Genomic DNA, 15,845 nt, shown 5'->3' on the forward strand with positions numbered 1-15,845 from the left:
GCGTTCGGCGACGATCCGGGCGGTCGTCTGCCCGCCGATCGCCCCCTGGCTCGCGGCCCGCGTGCTCAGGAACACGAGCGTGGTCCGGTTGGTCCCGCGAACCGTGGTCGGCGGTCGGACGACGGTCTGCCCGCCGCGGTCGACCCGGAACAGCGCACCCCCCTCCACGACGTAGCTGGTGGAACCGGACTGGTAGCGGACCGGCCTGACCGTCGCGTTCGTCGTGTTCGCGGGATCGACCCACCCGCTTCCGTTCTCGTACACGCCGGCTCGAACCGATACCGAGTCCGCGAACGACAGCGTTCCGCCGGCGAGCCGAAGCTCCGTCGCGCGACTCGGAGCGTCGTTGCGGTGGATGTCGCGGAGGTTGTCGTGGAGCACGTCGAACGCCCGCTCGACGTTGTTCACCTGCTCGGCCTGTCGGCGGTCGTCGAGCCCGCCGAGTCCGGCCGCGAAGACGGTCCCGATGGACGCCGTGATCAACGCGAAGACGAGGACGTACCCCACCACGTCGCTCACCCCGCGGTCGTCGCGGATCACGCCGACCGCACCTCCAGCGCCACGCCGGTGTACCGGATCTCGACATCCCCGCCGGGGATCCGGCCCTCCTCGATCGGCGTCCGGAGCGCCGGCAGCCGGTGGGTGACTCGCACGTCCTCGCTCTCCAATACCAGTTGAGTCCCGTTGTTCTCGACGGCGATGGTGTAGCTCCGTCCCGCGACCGTTCGCGGCAGCTCGATCCGCACGGCGACGGTCGGGGTCGAGGCGTTCGAACTCGCGGCGACGAGCCGGTCGGCGCCCGCGACCTCCGCGGCCACCTGCGAGCCCAGCACCTCGAGTTGCGCGTCCGCGGACTGCGTCGCGCGGGAGTCCATCATCCCGCCCGCCGCAGTGATCAGGCCGCCGATGAGGATCGCCGCGACTGCGAGGTTGAGGACGTACCCCACCATCACCGAGACGCCGCGCTCGTCGTCGCCGAACCCCGCGAGCGCGTCACGCATCCGTCTCACCCGGTGCGACCCGGACTCGCGTCTCGTAGTCCACCGACTCGCTGCGGAACTCGAGATCGACGGTCACGGCGTAGACGGCCGGCGAGACGAGCGGCGCGTCGTCCACGTCGGCCTCGTCGACCGGCCCGGCGACCGTCAGTTCGTAGGTTCCGTTGGCCGCGTCGCCGCGGTCGTACTCCACGTCGTAGGTGCCGGTGGAGTTCCACAGCGGCCGGCCGCAGGATCGGTCGTCGACGGCGCCGTCGGTGAGGTCCACCGCGACGACGCCGCTGGGCGCGACGGGGCGACAGACGACCGTCGGGTCCGGGTCGCCGGCGTCGCCGACCGCGACCGTGAGGTTCCCGCCGTCCGAGGCGTTCCGGTAGACGTAGATCTGGCGGGCGCTGTCGTTCCGGGAGACGGCGAAGGAGTCGTTGGCGGGGTCGCTCGTCTCCGCGACCTCCGTGGCGTTCACGCGCAACACGAACGACCGCGTCCGGCTGACGTTCTTCGCCAGGGTGAAACTCGGCGTGCCGCCCGCGCCGACGAAGGCGCCGCTCTCGTTCTGTTCGATGAAGAGCCCCGGCTCGCGGTCAACCGTCCTCGTCTCGATCACGACGCCGCGGCGACCGTACCCCTTCGCGAACAGCTCGTCCAGCCGCTCGGTGTCGTTTTTCACGGCCGCCAGCACCGCGGCTTCCGTGTCGTAGTGCTGCCGGTTCTCGGCGTCGACGACGCCGCCCGTCGTCGCCCGGACTTCGCCGACCGCCGCGAACGCCGCGGAGGTCTCGTCGCCGCTCCCGCGAGTCGCGAGGTTCTCCGAGTAGATGGCGCCGTTCAGGAGGACTGCGAGGACGACCAGGATGGTCGCGATGACGAGCGCGCCGACGAGGAACAGCTGCGCGCGGTCGCCTCGCCGGAGGTCGGTCACATCCGCCATACGACCAGCCTCACCTCCACCAGGTTGTACAGCTCGTCCGACGCGACGTTCTCCGCGTAGAAGGACTCGTCCGCCGACGAGCCGACCGCCTCCAGCGTGCGGTTCTCGTAGCCGTCCACCGTCAGCGTGCTGTCGTTGTACAGCGCGACGGAGCGCGTCGCCGAGACCGCGTTGTCGCTCGGCGACCCCATGTACACCACCCGCTGTGCGGACATGGTTCGCCCCTCGCGGTGGTGTGCGACGTAGACGTTGTAGGCGATCCGATGTGACCCGAACGTCGCCTCGAGGGTGTCGCCGAAGGTGAGTTCCTCGGGGAGCCGGTTCGGGTACTGTTCCGTCTCCCCGCTCCCGTTGAACCGCTCCTCTTCGGGGTTCCAGTGGAGGACGAACTCCGTGAGGTCGCCGTTCGCGGCGCCGGTCGCGAGCACGTCGTTGGCCGCCGTCCGCTGCTGGTTCTCGATGTGCTGGCTCGACGTGCTGGCCGACAGCGGCGTGACCGCGGTCGCCTGAAGCGCGAACATGAGCGCGCCGACGATCAGAAGGGCGGCGACGAACGCCTCGAGCGTGTGTGCCTGCGCGCGGTCCACGGCTACCACACCCTCACGGTCAGCCGGTAGATGGTTCCGTCGAGCGAGACGACCCGCCTGGCCACGGAGACGTCGGTCGGAACGGTGTCGCTGTTCGACCGACGGAGCGTTACGGAGTGCGTCGTCCCCTCAACCGGAATCTCGACGGTCGCTTCCTGCGTCACGGGGTCGGTCGGTTCGTGGATCACGACCTCCGCGCCGTACTCCTCGATCCCCACCGCCGACGCGAAGTCAGTCGTTCCGCTCGCCGTACAGTCGTAGTCGGAGGCGAGGCTGTCGTTCGCCGTGAAGAACGCGACCGTGCAGGGACCGCTCAACACGCCGGGCTCCGCGCCGTCCGCGACGAGCAGCCCCTCCGTGAGCTGCGCCGCGCCCGCGTCCGCGACCGTGAGCGTCTGGCTCTGCACGCCGATGAAGGGGTCGAAGAACGCCGACACGCCGGCGAGCACGCCCGCGAGCGTAACCAGGAACACGCCGGCCCCCACCGCGAAGTCGAGCGTCGTCTGCCCGCGGGCCGATTCGTCCCGCTCAGCCGACATAGATCCACACTCCCAGCGCCATCGTGATCAGGATCACGACGAACTTCACCCCGGAGATGACGTCCGCGCTCCGGATGTAGCCGCTGATGAACCCCGAGAGGATCGCCTGTAGCGTGACCGCATGGAAGAACAGCAGCGACAGCAGCTCGGGGTTGACGCCGCCGCCGAAGTCCATGCCGCCGCCGGCACCGCCGCCCCCGCCCCCGCCGCCCTGATCGACGAGGTCGGCCATCACGTCGATGAACTGCGTCTGGAGGATCGCCATGACGCCCAGAAGCGTCACGTACGTCATCAGGATGATCGCCACCTGCATCCGGGTGCGTGACTTCCGCTCGCGCTCGATGTCGTCCTGGTTCTCGGAGGCCTGGGCCGCGGTCGTCAGCACGTCGGTGATCTGCGAGGACGCCTCCTGGGCCTCGGAGATGAGCTTGATCGTCCGCGCGAGCCGCGGGATCCGGTACTTGTTGTTGAACTCCACCATCGCGTCCCGGAGGCTCATCCCGTAGTTCACCTTCGCGTACATCATCTCGAACTCCTCGGCGAGCTTGCCGGAGGAGGTGTCTGCGACCGTGTCGATCGACTCCAGCAGGGTCTGGCCGGTGTCGTTCGCCGAGGAGAGCTTTCGGAGGTTATCGGAGAGCTTGCCCGTGATCGCGCCGCGAGCGCGCTCGTTCCAGGCGTGGAAGAACGCCAGCGGGACGAGCGTCAGGTACGCCGGCACGTAGATCCAGATGAACGTGCTCCAGATGGGCTCGGCGATCCACTCGTCGACCGCGACGGGCGCGGCCCCGGCCGCGAAGGCGACCCCGACCAGCACGAGCGCGGCCGGGACCGTCAGCGCCAGCGTGTAGAGGGGGTTGTCCCGGAAGAAGTGGTGCGGCGCCGCCAGCAGCTCCTTCGTCTTGTGGGTCCCCTCGCGGTCCTTGATCCGGTTGAAGACGCCGAAGCGGCCGACGAACCCCTCGACGAGTCCGAGGTGAAGCAGTCCCTCCTTGCTCGACTGCTGGAGCCGATCGCTTCCGCCCTCCGGCCGGAGCATGCCGTCGCCCGGCTCGTCCTGTTTGACCGTCGAGACGAGCACGAGGAACCCGACCCCGGTCAGCGGGATGAGGACGTAGACGGTGCCGTACAGCAGCTGGTCGTTGGCGTTGCCCAGCATGCTCATGATGACGAGGATGATGATCAGAAGCAGCGGGAACAGCGAGAGGGTCATGTACATCTCGCCGAACAGCTCCAGCGTCTCCAGCGTCATCTCCTGCTGCTGTTTGGCGGTCCGCATGTGCTTGTCCTTCTTGTCCTTCAGGAACTGCTCCATGTCCCCTCCGGAGTTGACGATGGAGAGCATGTCCGTCAGGAACTGCGACAGCTCGTCGCTCGGCGTGTCCATCGCCTGCTGGCGGATGGCGTTCCGGTAGTCGGTGCCGAAGTACTCCGTCTCGTTGACGATGCTCCGGAACTCCTTGGACACCTCGCCGTAGGTGTCCTCCGCGCCCGCCATCGCGCGCAGGATCTCGAGCTGGTTGAGCCCGCCGACCGACAGCGCGTACATGAACGAGACGGAGTCGGCGAGCAACATGTCGATCTCCCGCTTCCGTGAGGACGCCGTCGAGTAGGGGATCGCGAGCAGGCCGCCGAACCCCATCGCGAACCCGATGCTCCCGAAGAACAGCCCGCTCACCAGGACCGCGGCGGGCATCACGAGCGACCGCATCAGCTCCGCGGCCCCCTCGCTCGGGGCGGGGATCCCGATCGAGAGCGCCTCCGGCGTGATCAGCCCGATCGCGAAGATGCCGTAGCCGAACAGCGTTCCGACGACCCAGAGCAGCAGCCCGACGAGCAGCCCGACGCCGAGCGCGCGGGAGATGTAGAGCTCGACCGTGTCCGACATCCGCGCCTGGGTCAGCTTCGTCTCCACGTCCGCCACGAAGTCGCCGTCGGGGTCGAAAAGCAGCTGGAACAGCGGATAGAAGGCGTCCGCGAGCACCCCCGAGTCGCCGCCGTCGCCGCCAAAGCCCGTGTCGAGGCTCACGCCGACACCCCCTCGATCGACGCCGCGCGTCGCCAGGTCGAACCCGACACGGTCAGTCCTCCTCGTCCTCAACCGCGCCGAAGCCCCACTCGTCTATCTCCGCCTCATCGTCCTCGTCGTCGTCCGCGGTCTCGTCCTCATCGTCGGTGTCCGACAGGTCCTCGTCGTCCCCGTGGACGTCCGGCCCGTTCTCGGCCAACCCGTCCCCGCCGTCATCATCGTCGGACGCCGCGGGACCGGCCGGGTCGTCGTCCGGCTCTCCGTCGCCGTCGGCTCCCCCAGCGTCCCATTCGGGCGGATCGATGCCGACCTCCTCGGTCCCGCTCGCGTCGCCGCCGTCGGCGTCGCCCCCGTCCGCCCCGTCGTCGACCGTCTCCGGATCGCCGAGGATCATCGGCTCGTCCGGCACCGCCGGGCCGTCGTCCCCCAGCACGGTCGGCGAGTCGTCCCCGTTGCTCGCGTCGAAACGTATTCCTCCGGTGTCTACGTCGAACGGGTCCGACCCGCCGGAATCCGCGTCGGCATCGTCGGCATCGACGGCGTCGACGGCGTCGTCGCCGCTCACGTCGTCATCCAACCCTCCGTCATCCCGTGTCTCCTCGTCCTCGCCGCTCGAGCCGCTCGGATCGACGGCCGGCTCGCCGTCCTCGGAGACGTTCTCGTCAGAGGTGTTCTCGTCGGAAGCGCTCTCGTCGGGAGTGCCCTCGCCCGGCGCGTCGAGTGCGGGTGCCTCGTCGTCGGCCCCCTCGACCGAAGGCGCCTCGTCGGTCGCCTCCTCCAGTGCGGGTCGTTCGCCCTCGGTGACCGACGCCTCCACGTCCGCGGCCGGCGTCACGTCGAGTAGCGCGTCCGCGACCGAGTCGGGCATCTCGCCGCGGTACTGCTCGAACAGCTCCTCGGCCTCCTCGAGGATCCGGCGGGCCTCCTCGCGCCCCTCCTCGTCGGGCTTCGGTCGCGGGACCATCTCCTCCTTCTCCGGGTCCACGTCGATGAGGACCGACTCCATCTCGCGGAGGTCCTCCAGCGACCGTTCGAGCCCCTCGTTGGCCATCAGCGCGAGGATCGTCTCCGGGTCGTTGATGAACGCCTGGAACGTCGCCGCGACCTGCGAGTAGGTGTTGAGCCCGCGGTCGATCAGGTACGCCAGCACGACCTGGCGCTGGAACATCTCGTCCTCCAGCTTCTCCTGGGTCCATCCGCGGTCGAACTTGATCTCCTCTAAGGTGTTCGAGTCGCCCATCTGGAGGAACTCGTCCGTCTCCGCCTGCCACTGGTAGACGTCCTGGACGTTGATCTCGTCGTTCTCGGCGTCGTAGTGGTTGATCTCGGTGAGCGACTTGTTCCGGCGCACCTTGTGCCCCTCGACGCGCGTCGACGCCTGGATCGAGACCAGGTCCAGCGCCGTGAACATGGTCTTCGAGACGTTGATCGGCTCGGTCGTGAACCGCTTGAGCACCTCGCCGACGGAGTCGGCGTGGAAGGTGGTGTAGGTCGTGTGCCCCGTGGACATGACCTGGAACGCCGTTCGCCCCTCCTCCCCCCGGATCTCGCCCATCACGATGTAGTCCGGGCGCTGGCGCAGCGCGGCCTCCAGCAGGTCGAACTCGTCCACGTCGCCCTTGTCGTCGTCCGAGAAGGAGGGCCGCGTGACCGAGGCGATCCAGTTGCGCTGGGGCAGCTCGACCTCGCGGGTGTCCTCGATGGAGACGATCTTGGAGTTGGAGGGGATGAACAGCGACACAGCGTTCAGGCTCGTGGTCTTCCCGGACGCCGTCCCGCCCGCGAAGATCAGGCTCTTGTGGTTCTCGATGCAGAGCCAGAGGAACGCCATCTCGTCGAGCGAGAACGTCTTCCAGTTGATCAGGTCGATCGGGGTGAACGGCACGTCCTTGAACTGCCGGATCGTGTAGTTGGTCCCGTGGTCGGAGACCTCCTTGCCCAGCGTGAGCTGCGCACGGGAGCCGTCCGGGAGGGTCGCGTCGACCTGCGGCCGGCGCTTCGAGATCCCCTTGCCGGAGCGCTGGGCCAGCTTCACCACGAAGTCGTCCAGCTCGTCGCGGTCGTGGTAGATGTTCGAGATGATCTGCTCGTAGTCGGAGTGGTAGACGAAGACCGGGGAGTCGTACCCGTCACAGGAGATGTCCTCCACGTTGATGTCGTACTTTATCGGGTCGATGCGCTCGTAGCCGATGAAGTCCCGCTTCAGGAAGTAGAGCAGCTTCTCGACCTGATACTCCGTGAGCGTCGCCGCATCCTCCGCGAGCACCGCGGGCTCCGGGCGGGCCGCGATCCCGCGGATCTCCCCGTCGTCCTCCTCGGGGGGCGCGTAGCCGAGCGACTGGGCGATCCGCCCCGCGATCCCCTCCGTCGGCTCGAAGCCGAACCGGTCCGCGAGGTCGGTGACGAACCCGCCGCCGTCCGACTCGCGGCTGTAGAGGTCGTACCGGTCCAGCAGCGAGTAGGTCTCCTCGGAGATCACGCGCTTCCGGTGTTCCTCGTCGCCGCCCGCGACCGACTCGTCGGAGTACTTGATCGAGGTGCGGAGCTTGCCGGTGAGGTAGTCCTGGAGCTCCGCCTCGATCTCCGTGAGGTACGGCTGGACCGCGTAGTACTTCTTCTCGTTCTCCTTCGTGGAGTGGAAGATGATCACGAACGAGTAGGGCTTGTTCACCCAGTAGCGCTCGATCTCGCGGAAGTGGGACTTCTTCGACATCGGCACCGCGCGCTCGAGGTCGTAGCGGTTCGTGAGCGTCGTCGCGCCCGACTCGGTCGAGAAGAACGCGTCCTCGTTCAGCTCCTCGTTCACGTCGACGGTCCGCTCGTCCTCCAGCTCCAGCGTCTCCTCGGCCGCCTGCGCGCCCGCGGCGAGCGCGTTCTCGATCCGGTCGGGGTCGAACCCGAGCGCCTCGCCGCGGTCGAACGGCTCCTCGTTGCCCTCCTCGTCGGTGGGCGGGTTCCCCTCCTCGTCGTAGAAGTACTCCTTCTTGTAGTCCTCCCACGCGTAGTAGCCCTTGATGACCGGCGTTCGGTCGAGGGGGTGTTGGGCTGCACAGAGCTCTCGGAGCGACTCGCCGACCGCGTCAGCGCCCCAAAACCGATGGGGGAGCTCGTCGGGGTGAAACCCCAGGAAATCGGCCGGGTCGACCCCCGCCCGCTCCCAGTCCTCGGCGGTCAGCTCCTCGGTCGCGTCCGCCTCGCCCCAGCGGTCGCTGCCCGGTGCCGCGTCGAACCGCTCGTAGAGCGCGTCCGCGGCGGCCTCGTGGCCGTGCTCGCGGAGGAAGTCGTCCCACGTGTACTCGCCCACCCGCGCGCCGACGGATGCCGACGGCGACTCCGCCCCCGACGCCGCGGTCTCCCCCTCCAGCTCCGGCGTCGCGGCGTCGTCCTCGGTTGCCATTGTCCATGGAACTCCGTCCCCGGGCAAAAACCCTTCCACCGTTTCCCGTCAGTACCCCAACCGTTTCCGGTCGGTATTCCGGCTTCGATCCCGCTTCAGTCTCCCGATCGTCGAGGATCGCTCCGCTCCGGCCGACGGCGGTCGACGCATATCGTTATCAGGACTGAGAGGCACGCGCCGCGCGGACGCGAGGGCTTTTTCGCCCGCCGGCCCGATGCCCGCACGTGACGCGTCTCGCCGCGATCAGGGACCGGCTCGCCCCGCTTCGGGAGTCCGCGGTGCGCCGCCGCGTCCGCGACGCGTTCGCCGAGGTGCTGCTGGGCGACGCGCGCAGCCTCGCCGCCGTCGTCGGCTTTACCGCGTTCATGTTCCTGGTCGGCGTGCGGTACTACGTCGCGACGATGCCCGGCGTTCCGACGGCGCTGTGGCCGCTCTACGCCGACTCCGCGACCGCGGTCGCGCTGGCGACGCTCGCGCTCGTGACGCTTTTCCCCCTGCTCGCGCTCGACCGGCCGGTGACGGAGCCGCCGGCGAGCCGCCCGCTCGCGTACCTGCACACGCTCGCGTTCGTCTGGCTCGTCAAGTACGGTCTCTGGCCGCTCGTCTCGCTGAACCTCGCGGTCGGGACCTACCTCGCCGCGCCGGACGCGCTGGTCTACTACTGGGGGGTGCTCGGCACCCACCTGCTGTTCGTCGGTCTCGCGCTGCTGCTGCCCGCAGTCGGTCGCACGACCCGCGGCGCGCTGGCGCTGGCGCTCGGGCTCTCGCTCGCCAACGACCTGCTCGACTACGGGTTCGGCTACCACCCGCCGCTGCAGTACGAGCCCGGCCTCGTCCTGCCGGCGGCGACCGTCGCCCTGAGCCTGTTCGCGACGTGGGTCGCGTCGCGGTCGTTCCGCCGGCTGGACGCGGCCAGCCGGGTCAGATGATGTTGAAGTACCAGAGCGCCGCCACGACCACGCCGATACCGACCACCGCGAACGGCAGGACCTTTCTGGTCGTGCTCTTCGGGTACGAGCGGGCGCGCGGTTCCCCGTCGACGTGGTAGACCGTGTACTCGTCGCCGTCGTACTCGTAATCGAGGATCGAGACGGGGACCTCCCGGATCTCCGTCTCGTTCCGGATCTCGTCGTCCGCGGTCGCGTTCTTCTCGGTGGTGATCTTCTCACCCTCGGCATCCTCCACGTACTTGTCCGGGGTGCGGTCGGTCTCGACCTCGACCGTCTCGGTCGGGTCGTACGAGCGCCGGACGAAGTCCATCTTGTACGTCTCCCCCGTGCCGTCACAGGTCCCGCAGGTCGTGCTTCCGTTGCCGCTACAGGAGTCGCAGACGACGGTCCCGCTCCCGCCACATTTCGAGCAGGTCGCGGACTGGTCGCTGTTCGTCCCGCTCCCGTTACACCGTCCACAGCGGTTCGCGCCGCTCCCGTCGCAGTTGGTACATCGGTTCCGACCGTTCCCGTCGCAGTTGGTACAGACGTCGACGCGCTCGGACTCCGGGATCGGGAAGTCCAGTTCCAGCGACTCGAACGCGTCCGGAACGAACGAGTCCCGGTCCGCCGCGTGGACGTCCATGAACTCGCTTTGCACGTCGGTCCGCTGCGCCTCGTTCGGGGCGAGTTCGATGAACCGATCCTCGTCGTCGAACGCGAGCGTGCGGTGGATCCGCTTCGTGCACTCGACGCCTTCCAGGTTCGTCGGCTTCGCCTCGTCGACGAGGTCGTTCACCACGCCCCAGTTCCCGTCCGCGTACTGTTCCAGAATTTCCGTCTCCGCACCCTCGATGAACCCGTCGTCACCACCCACGTCTTGGTCTTCCCCAGTAGTTGCCATGGTAGCCAACTTGTGTGGATAGATTATATATAAGTTCGGGCTGACAAGTCCCCGGCCGTCCGTTCTCTCTTGCGGCATCGGTGTCACCCATAATAACATTTATACCGCCTATCATACACCAAAATGACATGCCAGCAGAGCCACGTATCCCAGGAACACACGTTCCGTACTGGATGGTCATCGCCTTCGTTCCGATCGCGAGTCTCGTCGCGCTGCTTCTGTACTTCGTCCTCTACGCGGCGATGGGCGGGGTCGAGTCGGGGTCCGGGGGGCCGGTGGAGACCTACATCCTCTGGTCGATCGCCGGGATCGGCGTCGCGTTCGCCGCGGTCGTCTACGCCGACATCCGGTACGTTCGGCAGGCCAGCCGCTGGACGCCGCAGACGTTGCGGTGGGTCATGGCGGCGCTCGTCTCGCCGTTCTTCATCTACTTCGGTCCGTTCCCGGTCGCCATCTACTACCTCCGGAAGCGCCGGGCGGCGCTGGGCGTCCCCGAGGAGGCGTGGGTCACCGTCGTGCAGGAACGCATCCGGGACCTGGAGATGCCCAACTGATGTCGGCGCGTTTCTCACTCGTTCCGACGGGGCCGACGGAGGCGACCGAGGCGCCGGCGGCGACGCGGGCAAAGACGCCGACCGAGTCGTGCGACGACCGGAAGGGGTGGTAACCGATGGAGCCACAAGCGGACGACGACATGATGTACATCTGCTCGGAGGACGGGCTCGCCCTGACGGGGCGTGAACTCCGCGAGCGGGCCCAGCAGGGCGAGCGCATCTCCCCCATGGAGTCCGCCGGCCGCGTCCTCCACGCCTGGGACGTCACCGACGACTCGGGCGAGCCGGTGTCCCGTGAGTACGTCACCACCTCCGGCTTCCTGGTCAGCGACGAGGAGGTCCTCACGAACTCGCAGGCGTTCGCCGAGACGTACGTCGTGCCGACGATCCTCGACCCGGACGAGATACGGCAGGCGGCCGCGGACGCCGCGGAGGAGCGCTCGCACGGCGGATTGAAGAAGCGCCACTCCGACGACTCGATGGACTACCTCACGGAGAACGCGGACGCGCTCTCCGAGGCCATGTTCGAGTTCCAGACGTATCTCTCGACGCTGTTCGTCGGAACCTGGGAGAACGCGCACCCGTACCTCGTCGGCCGCGACCACGTCTACCTCCTTCCGATCAAGGGACAGGACGCGGTCGGCGACGTCCGCGACGAGTTCGTGAACTTCGTCACGAGTTACGACGACATCGACCGCCGGAAGGCGCTCGTGCTCTGGGAGGCGGCGGACCCGTTCCTGCAGGTCAACATCGACCTCTACCTCGACGGTGAACAGGTCGCATGACGGAGACCTACTACGACGTCCTCGGGGTCGACCCCGACGCGGACGAGGCGGAGATCGAGTCCGCCTACCGGAGCCTAATCCACGAGTGGCACCCCGACGTCAGCGACCACCCGGACGCGCGGGAGCGTTTCCTCCTCATCAAGGAGGCCCGCGAGGTGCTCACCGACGACGCCGAGCGGAAACGGTACGACCGGGTCGGCCACGCGGAGTACACCGGCGACGGGACGACCGGCAGCCAGGCGAACGCGGACGCCGAGCGTGAGGAGTCGGGTCGCTCCGAGACCGGCGGAGACGAAGGTCGGGGGCGGACCGACCGCGACGACCGGACCGACCGCGAAAGTGACGACCGGACCGGATCGGACCGGAGCGGCGGCACGGACCGCGGCCGGTCGCGCCAGGAGCGCTCGACGGCCGACGAGTACCGGCAGCGCCACCAGCGCAACCGGGGCCGACAGGGGCGGTCGCGGAACGATCACCGCTCCGGCGGCCGCCAGTCGGAGACGGCCGACTCGGGTGGCTCCGGCGGCGCCGGAAGGTCCGGCGACTCCGGCGGAGCGTCGGCGGGCGGAACGAGTTCGGGCGGGTCGACCGCGGAGACGAGCACCGCCTCCGCGCGGGGAAGCCCGGGATGGGGACAGCCGTCCGCGACCGGGAGCCCCCTGAACCCCGACGTGGAACTGCTGAAGTACCCGGCGTTGCTGGTCTACTGGTGGCTCGCGTCCGCCGTGAGTCCGATCCTGCTCACGGCCGCGCTGCTCCCGGTGTACTACCAGTACCGGCGGATGAAGTACACGGACCGCATCCTGCGCGAGGGGACCTCGCCGGAGGGGTGGGAGACCGTCGTCCGCCGCCTCGCGGTCGGTGTCGGGGTGGTCGTCGTCGCCACCGCCGTGCTCGGACTCGAGATCGGGGGCGCGACGGGGGAGGGACTCTCGGTCGTGGCCCTCCTGATCGGGCTGTTCCTCTGTCTCCGGTACTTCAAGGAGACGCTCGTGCGCGACTGGTTCAACGCGGAGGGGACGAGCCAGCCGGTCGCGTGGGACGCCGCCTCGCGCGTGACGCTCATCGCGCTCCCGCTCCTGAGCGAGGCCGGCATCGGCAACGTGGGCGAGGCCGTGCTGCTCTTCGTCCCGCCGGTGGTCGCGACGGGGTACCTCCTCGCGACCGACCGCCGGTCGGACGTCCGCGCGGCGATCGGCCTGTAGCGGCCGCCCGCCGAAGGAGCTTTATCTTGGCTTGCGAACACATCGCCACATGGATCGTGGCATCACCGTCGGTATCGACCTGGGAACGACGAACAGCGTGCTCGCCGCGCCGGTCGGCGGGTCACCGGAGGTCGTCGAGAACGCCGCCGGAGACAGAAAAACCCCGTCGGTGGTCGCGTTCGACGGCGACGACGTTCTCGTCGGCCGCGAGGCGGACAACCAGGCGGTCCGGAACCCGGACCACACGATCTACTCGATCAAAGGCGAGATGGGGAACCGCGAGTACGAACACCGGACGCCGAGCGGCGACTCCCTCTCCCCCGAGGAGATCTCGGCGCTCATCCTGACGAAGCTGAAGGAGGACGCGGAGGCGGAGCTGGGACATCGGATCGACAGCGCCGTCATCACCGTGCCGGCGTACTTCGGGAACCGGCAGCGGGAGGCGACGAAACGTGCGGGGAAGATAGCCGGACTGGACGTCGAGCGCATCATCAACGAGCCCACGGCGGCCTGCCTCGCCTACGGGCTGGACGACTCGCGGGACGCGGAGGTGCTCGTGTACGACCTGGGGGGCGGAACGTTCGACGTCTCGCTCGTCTCCATCTCCGACGGCGTGATCGAGGTCGTCGCGACGCACGGCGACACACAGCTCGGCGGGGACGACTGGGACGGCTGCCTCGTCGACGTGATCCTCGACCGCGTCGAGCGAGAGACGGGCGTCGTTCCGGAGGACCCGGAGGCCATGGAGCGCATCTGGCAGGCGGCCAAGGAGGCGAAACACGACCTCTCATCCGCCCGGACCGCGACGGTGTCGCTCCCGTTCCTCTTCGAGACGGCCGACGGGGCGTACGACCTGGAGATGCGGATCGACCGCGACACCTTCGTCGACGCCACGGCGCACCTCACCGACGCGACGATCGACATCTGCTACGAGCTGTTCGACCGGACCGACGCGACGATCGACGACGTGGACGACGTGCTGCTCGTCGGCGGGTCGACGCGGAATCCCCACATCGCGGCCGCGGTCGAGGACGCGCTCGGCCACACCCCATCGAAGCGGATCGACACGGACGTGGCGGTCGCGCTCGGCGCCGCGACGCAGGCCGGCATCCTCTCGCAGTCGGCGCTCCCGAGCGGCGAGCCGGGCGAGCTCGTCCCGGCGGACGAGACGGACGGCGTCGACGACGTGGTGCTGCTCGACGTTACGCCGAAGACGCTCGGCGTACGGGCACAGCTCGGCGGCCGTGAAAACCAGCTCAGTCGGCTGATCCCGAAGAACAGCTCCATCCCGGCGAAGGTGACGAACGAGTACTACACCGTCCAGGACAATCAGGAGGTCGTCACCGTCGAGGTGTATCAGGGCGAGAGCCAGGTCGCCACGGAGAACGAGCTCCTCGACTCCTTCTCGCTGCGGGGGATCCCGCCGGCTCCGGCGGGCCAACAGAAGGTCGAGGTCACCTTCGAGCTGGACGAAAACGGGATCCTCGACGTCTCCGCGCGCAACCCGGACTCCGGCGTCGCGGCGGAGGTGACGATCGACTCCGAGTTCGGCGTGAACCAGGGGGAACTCGACCGGATGCGTCGGCGGCTCCCCGAAGTGAAGTGACGCTCCCCGGCCGTCGAGGCGCCGACGCGCTCGCGGTCGGCGGACGGGCGCGGCGGGATTCGAACCCGCGGTCTAGAGGTTAGGAACCTCTCGCCCTGTCCACTAGGCCACGCGCCCACGGCTCTCGGCGTGGTCGGTCCGAAAGCGGTCCGAAAACGGCCCGAAAATCGGCGGGTTACTCGTTCTTCTCGGTCGCTTCCTCGGTCTCCTCGTCGGCCTCGTCGGCCTCGTCCGCGCCGGACACGGCGCCCGCGTCGGAGTCAGCACCCTCCTCGAGGCCGTCGCCCTGCATCTCCTGTAGCTCCTCCTCGACTTCCTCGCGGCCCTTCTTGAACTCGCCCATCGCCTGCCCCGTCGAGCGGGCGAGCTTGGGGATCTTGTTGGCGCCGAACAGGAGCACCAGCACGAGCAGAATGATGAGCAGCTCCGGTCCACCGGGGATCGGGCCGATCAGGGGAATCGTACCTACCATCTCTGTCTCCGAGTAGCCTTGTGGTGATTATAGGCTTTTTGCCTCAGTCGGTCCGGTAATTACGGAAAATTCGAGGCGAAAGCCTCGCCCTTCAGGGCGGGGATGAAGCCGACCAACAGTATTCAACCGCCGACGATGGCATAAACGGGGTTCCAACGCAATCTTTAAGCTGTCAAACCGTGATAGTATGCATAGATGGTAAAGAGTACCCGTCACGCGAAATACGAACTCTACTACCACATAGTGTTCGTACCGAAATATCGGCGTTCGCACCTGACGGGGAAGACGAAGGAACGTCTCGAAACCATCTTCGCGGAAATCTGTGAGGACAAAGACCTCGAACTGCCCGAGTCCGAGGTCATGCCCGACCACGTGCACCTGTTCATTGGGAGTCCACCGAAGAACGCCCCGTCACTCATCGTCAACTGGGTGAAGGGCATCTCGGCGCGGAAGTATAACCAGCGGTACGACGACCGCGTGAAGTGGACTCGTTCGTACTACGTCGGAACGGCGGGAAGCGCCTCGAAGGGCGCTGTCGAACAGTACATCGCTGAACAGGAAGGTGGTGACGAATGAAGCGCGTCAACACCTTCGAGGTCGTGCCACAGACCGAGAACGACAAAGAGTGCCTTCTACGGCTGCTCGACGCCTCCGCCTCCCTGTGGAACGAACTGACCTACGAACGTCGTCAGAACTACTTCGGTGACGGCGACGTGTGGGACACCTCCGAGTACCGGGGGCGCTACAACGGTGTCGTCGGTAGTGCGACTGTTCAACAGGTCACGCGCAAGAACAGCGAAGCGTGGCGATCGTTCTTCGCCCTCAAGGAGAAAGGCGAGGACGCCAACCCTCCGTCGTACTGGGGCAACGAGGAGGACGGACGCGAGCTCCGTACCTACATCCGAAACA

The 15,845-nt window shown here is 67.8% G+C and carries 15 protein-coding genes, 1 tRNA gene and 1 pseudogene; 7 read left to right on the forward strand and 10 right to left on the reverse strand.

The window, feature by feature from the left end; all coding sequences use genetic code 11:
* From AN233_RS17175 to AN233_RS04705, 7 genes are all read right to left on the reverse strand, one after another.
* The coding region (locus AN233_RS17175) for a DUF7289 family protein (protein WP_449271519.1) at nucleotides 1-540 on the reverse strand (540 nt) is incomplete at its 3' end.
* Nucleotides 537-1,001 carry a DUF7266 family protein gene (locus AN233_RS04680; RefSeq protein ID WP_058365687.1) on the reverse strand — a complete coding sequence of 155 codons (465 nt, stop codon included), beginning with the start codon at nucleotides 999-1,001 and terminating at the stop codon, nucleotides 537-539. The genes AN233_RS04680 and AN233_RS17175, both read right to left, overlap by 4 nt.
* A complete protein-coding gene (locus tag AN233_RS04685) occupies nucleotides 994-1,929 on the reverse strand; it encodes a DUF7261 family protein (protein ID WP_058365688.1) in 936 nt (311 codons plus the stop codon). Before AN233_RS04685 ends, AN233_RS04680 begins: the two co-directional genes overlap by 8 nt.
* On the reverse strand, nucleotides 1,917-2,516 hold the full coding sequence (locus AN233_RS04690; protein WP_058365689.1) for a DUF7288 family protein: 600 nt from the start codon (nucleotides 2,514-2,516) through the stop codon (nucleotides 1,917-1,919). The genes AN233_RS04685 and AN233_RS04690 overlap by 13 nt, the downstream gene beginning before the upstream one ends.
* Before the next feature lie 2 nt (nucleotides 2,517-2,518).
* A complete protein-coding gene (locus AN233_RS04695; RefSeq protein ID WP_058365690.1) occupies nucleotides 2,519-3,055 on the reverse strand; it encodes a DUF7287 family protein in 537 nt (178 codons plus the stop codon).
* Nucleotides 3,045-5,084: a type II secretion system F family protein gene (locus AN233_RS04700; protein WP_058365691.1), complete on the reverse strand. Its 2,040-nt coding sequence runs from the start codon at nucleotides 5,082-5,084 to the stop codon at nucleotides 3,045-3,047. Before AN233_RS04700 ends, AN233_RS04695 begins: the two co-directional genes overlap by 11 nt.
* A gap of 52 nt (nucleotides 5,085-5,136) precedes the next feature.
* On the reverse strand, nucleotides 5,137-8,481 hold the full coding sequence (locus AN233_RS04705; protein ID WP_080508352.1) for an ATPase, T2SS/T4P/T4SS family: 3,345 nt from the start codon (nucleotides 8,479-8,481) through the stop codon (nucleotides 5,137-5,139).
* Nucleotides 8,482-8,705: 224 nt separating this feature from the next.
* On the opposite strand from AN233_RS04705, the gene AN233_RS04710 reads away from it, so the two are divergent.
* The gene (locus AN233_RS04710) at nucleotides 8,706-9,410 is read left to right on the forward strand and encodes a DUF1405 domain-containing protein (RefSeq protein WP_058365692.1); all 705 of its coding nucleotides are present in this window, start codon (nucleotides 8,706-8,708) and stop codon (nucleotides 9,408-9,410) included.
* On the opposite strand, the gene AN233_RS04715 is transcribed toward AN233_RS04710, so the two are convergent.
* On the reverse strand, nucleotides 9,403-10,314 hold the full coding sequence (locus AN233_RS04715) for a hypothetical protein (RefSeq protein ID WP_058365693.1): 912 nt from the start codon (nucleotides 10,312-10,314) through the stop codon (nucleotides 9,403-9,405). The two genes, AN233_RS04710 and AN233_RS04715, sit on opposite strands and share 8 nt — an antisense overlap.
* Before the next feature lie 128 nt (nucleotides 10,315-10,442).
* Here AN233_RS04715 and AN233_RS04720 point away from each other — a divergent pair, with 128 nt between their 5' ends.
* The 4 genes from AN233_RS04720 (at nucleotide 10,443) to AN233_RS04735 (ending at nucleotide 14,464) form a co-directional block, all read left to right on the forward strand.
* Nucleotides 10,443-10,868 (forward strand): hypothetical protein, encoded by a 426-nt coding sequence (locus AN233_RS04720; RefSeq protein ID WP_125919977.1) that lies wholly within the window; start codon nucleotides 10,443-10,445, stop codon nucleotides 10,866-10,868.
* 116 nt (nucleotides 10,869-10,984) lie between these two features.
* Complete coding sequence (locus AN233_RS04725; RefSeq protein ID WP_058365695.1) at nucleotides 10,985-11,653, forward strand: hypothetical protein; 669 nt, start codon at nucleotides 10,985-10,987, stop codon at nucleotides 11,651-11,653.
* Nucleotides 11,650-12,858: a DnaJ domain-containing protein gene (locus tag AN233_RS04730; protein ID WP_058365696.1), complete on the forward strand. Its 1,209-nt coding sequence runs from the start codon at nucleotides 11,650-11,652 to the stop codon at nucleotides 12,856-12,858. Before AN233_RS04725 ends, AN233_RS04730 begins: the two co-directional genes overlap by 4 nt.
* A 49-nt stretch (nucleotides 12,859-12,907) precedes the next feature.
* Nucleotides 12,908-14,464 carry an Hsp70 family protein gene (locus AN233_RS04735; protein ID WP_058365697.1) on the forward strand — a complete coding sequence of 519 codons (1,557 nt, stop codon included), beginning with the start codon at nucleotides 12,908-12,910 and terminating at the stop codon, nucleotides 14,462-14,464.
* A gap of 44 nt (nucleotides 14,465-14,508) precedes the next feature.
* Here AN233_RS04735 and AN233_RS04740 read toward each other — a convergent pair.
* Together AN233_RS04740 and AN233_RS04745 are read right to left on the reverse strand one after the other, a co-directional pair.
* Nucleotides 14,509-14,581, reverse strand: a tRNA-Arg gene (locus tag AN233_RS04740).
* Between the two features lie 58 nt (nucleotides 14,582-14,639).
* Complete coding sequence (locus AN233_RS04745; RefSeq protein ID WP_058365698.1) at nucleotides 14,640-14,936, reverse strand: Sec-independent protein translocase subunit TatA/TatB; 297 nt, start codon at nucleotides 14,934-14,936, stop codon at nucleotides 14,640-14,642.
* 195 nt (nucleotides 14,937-15,131) lie between these two features.
* Between AN233_RS04745 and tnpA the strand changes: the two genes are divergently transcribed.
* Together tnpA and AN233_RS04755 are read left to right on the forward strand one after the other, a co-directional pair.
* The gene (tnpA, locus tag AN233_RS04750; protein WP_058365699.1) at nucleotides 15,132-15,512 is read left to right on the forward strand and encodes an IS200/IS605 family transposase; all 381 of its coding nucleotides are present in this window, start codon (nucleotides 15,132-15,134) and stop codon (nucleotides 15,510-15,512) included.
* Nucleotides 15,509-15,845, forward strand: a pseudogene (locus tag AN233_RS04755) (IS200/IS605 family transposon protein TnpB); the annotation flags it as partial. The gene tnpA and the pseudogene AN233_RS04755, both read left to right, overlap by 4 nt.

It is taken from the genome of Haloparvum sedimenti (assembly GCF_001462205.1).
Taxonomy (GTDB): domain Archaea; phylum Halobacteriota; class Halobacteria; order Halobacteriales; family Haloferacaceae; genus Haloparvum; species Haloparvum sedimenti.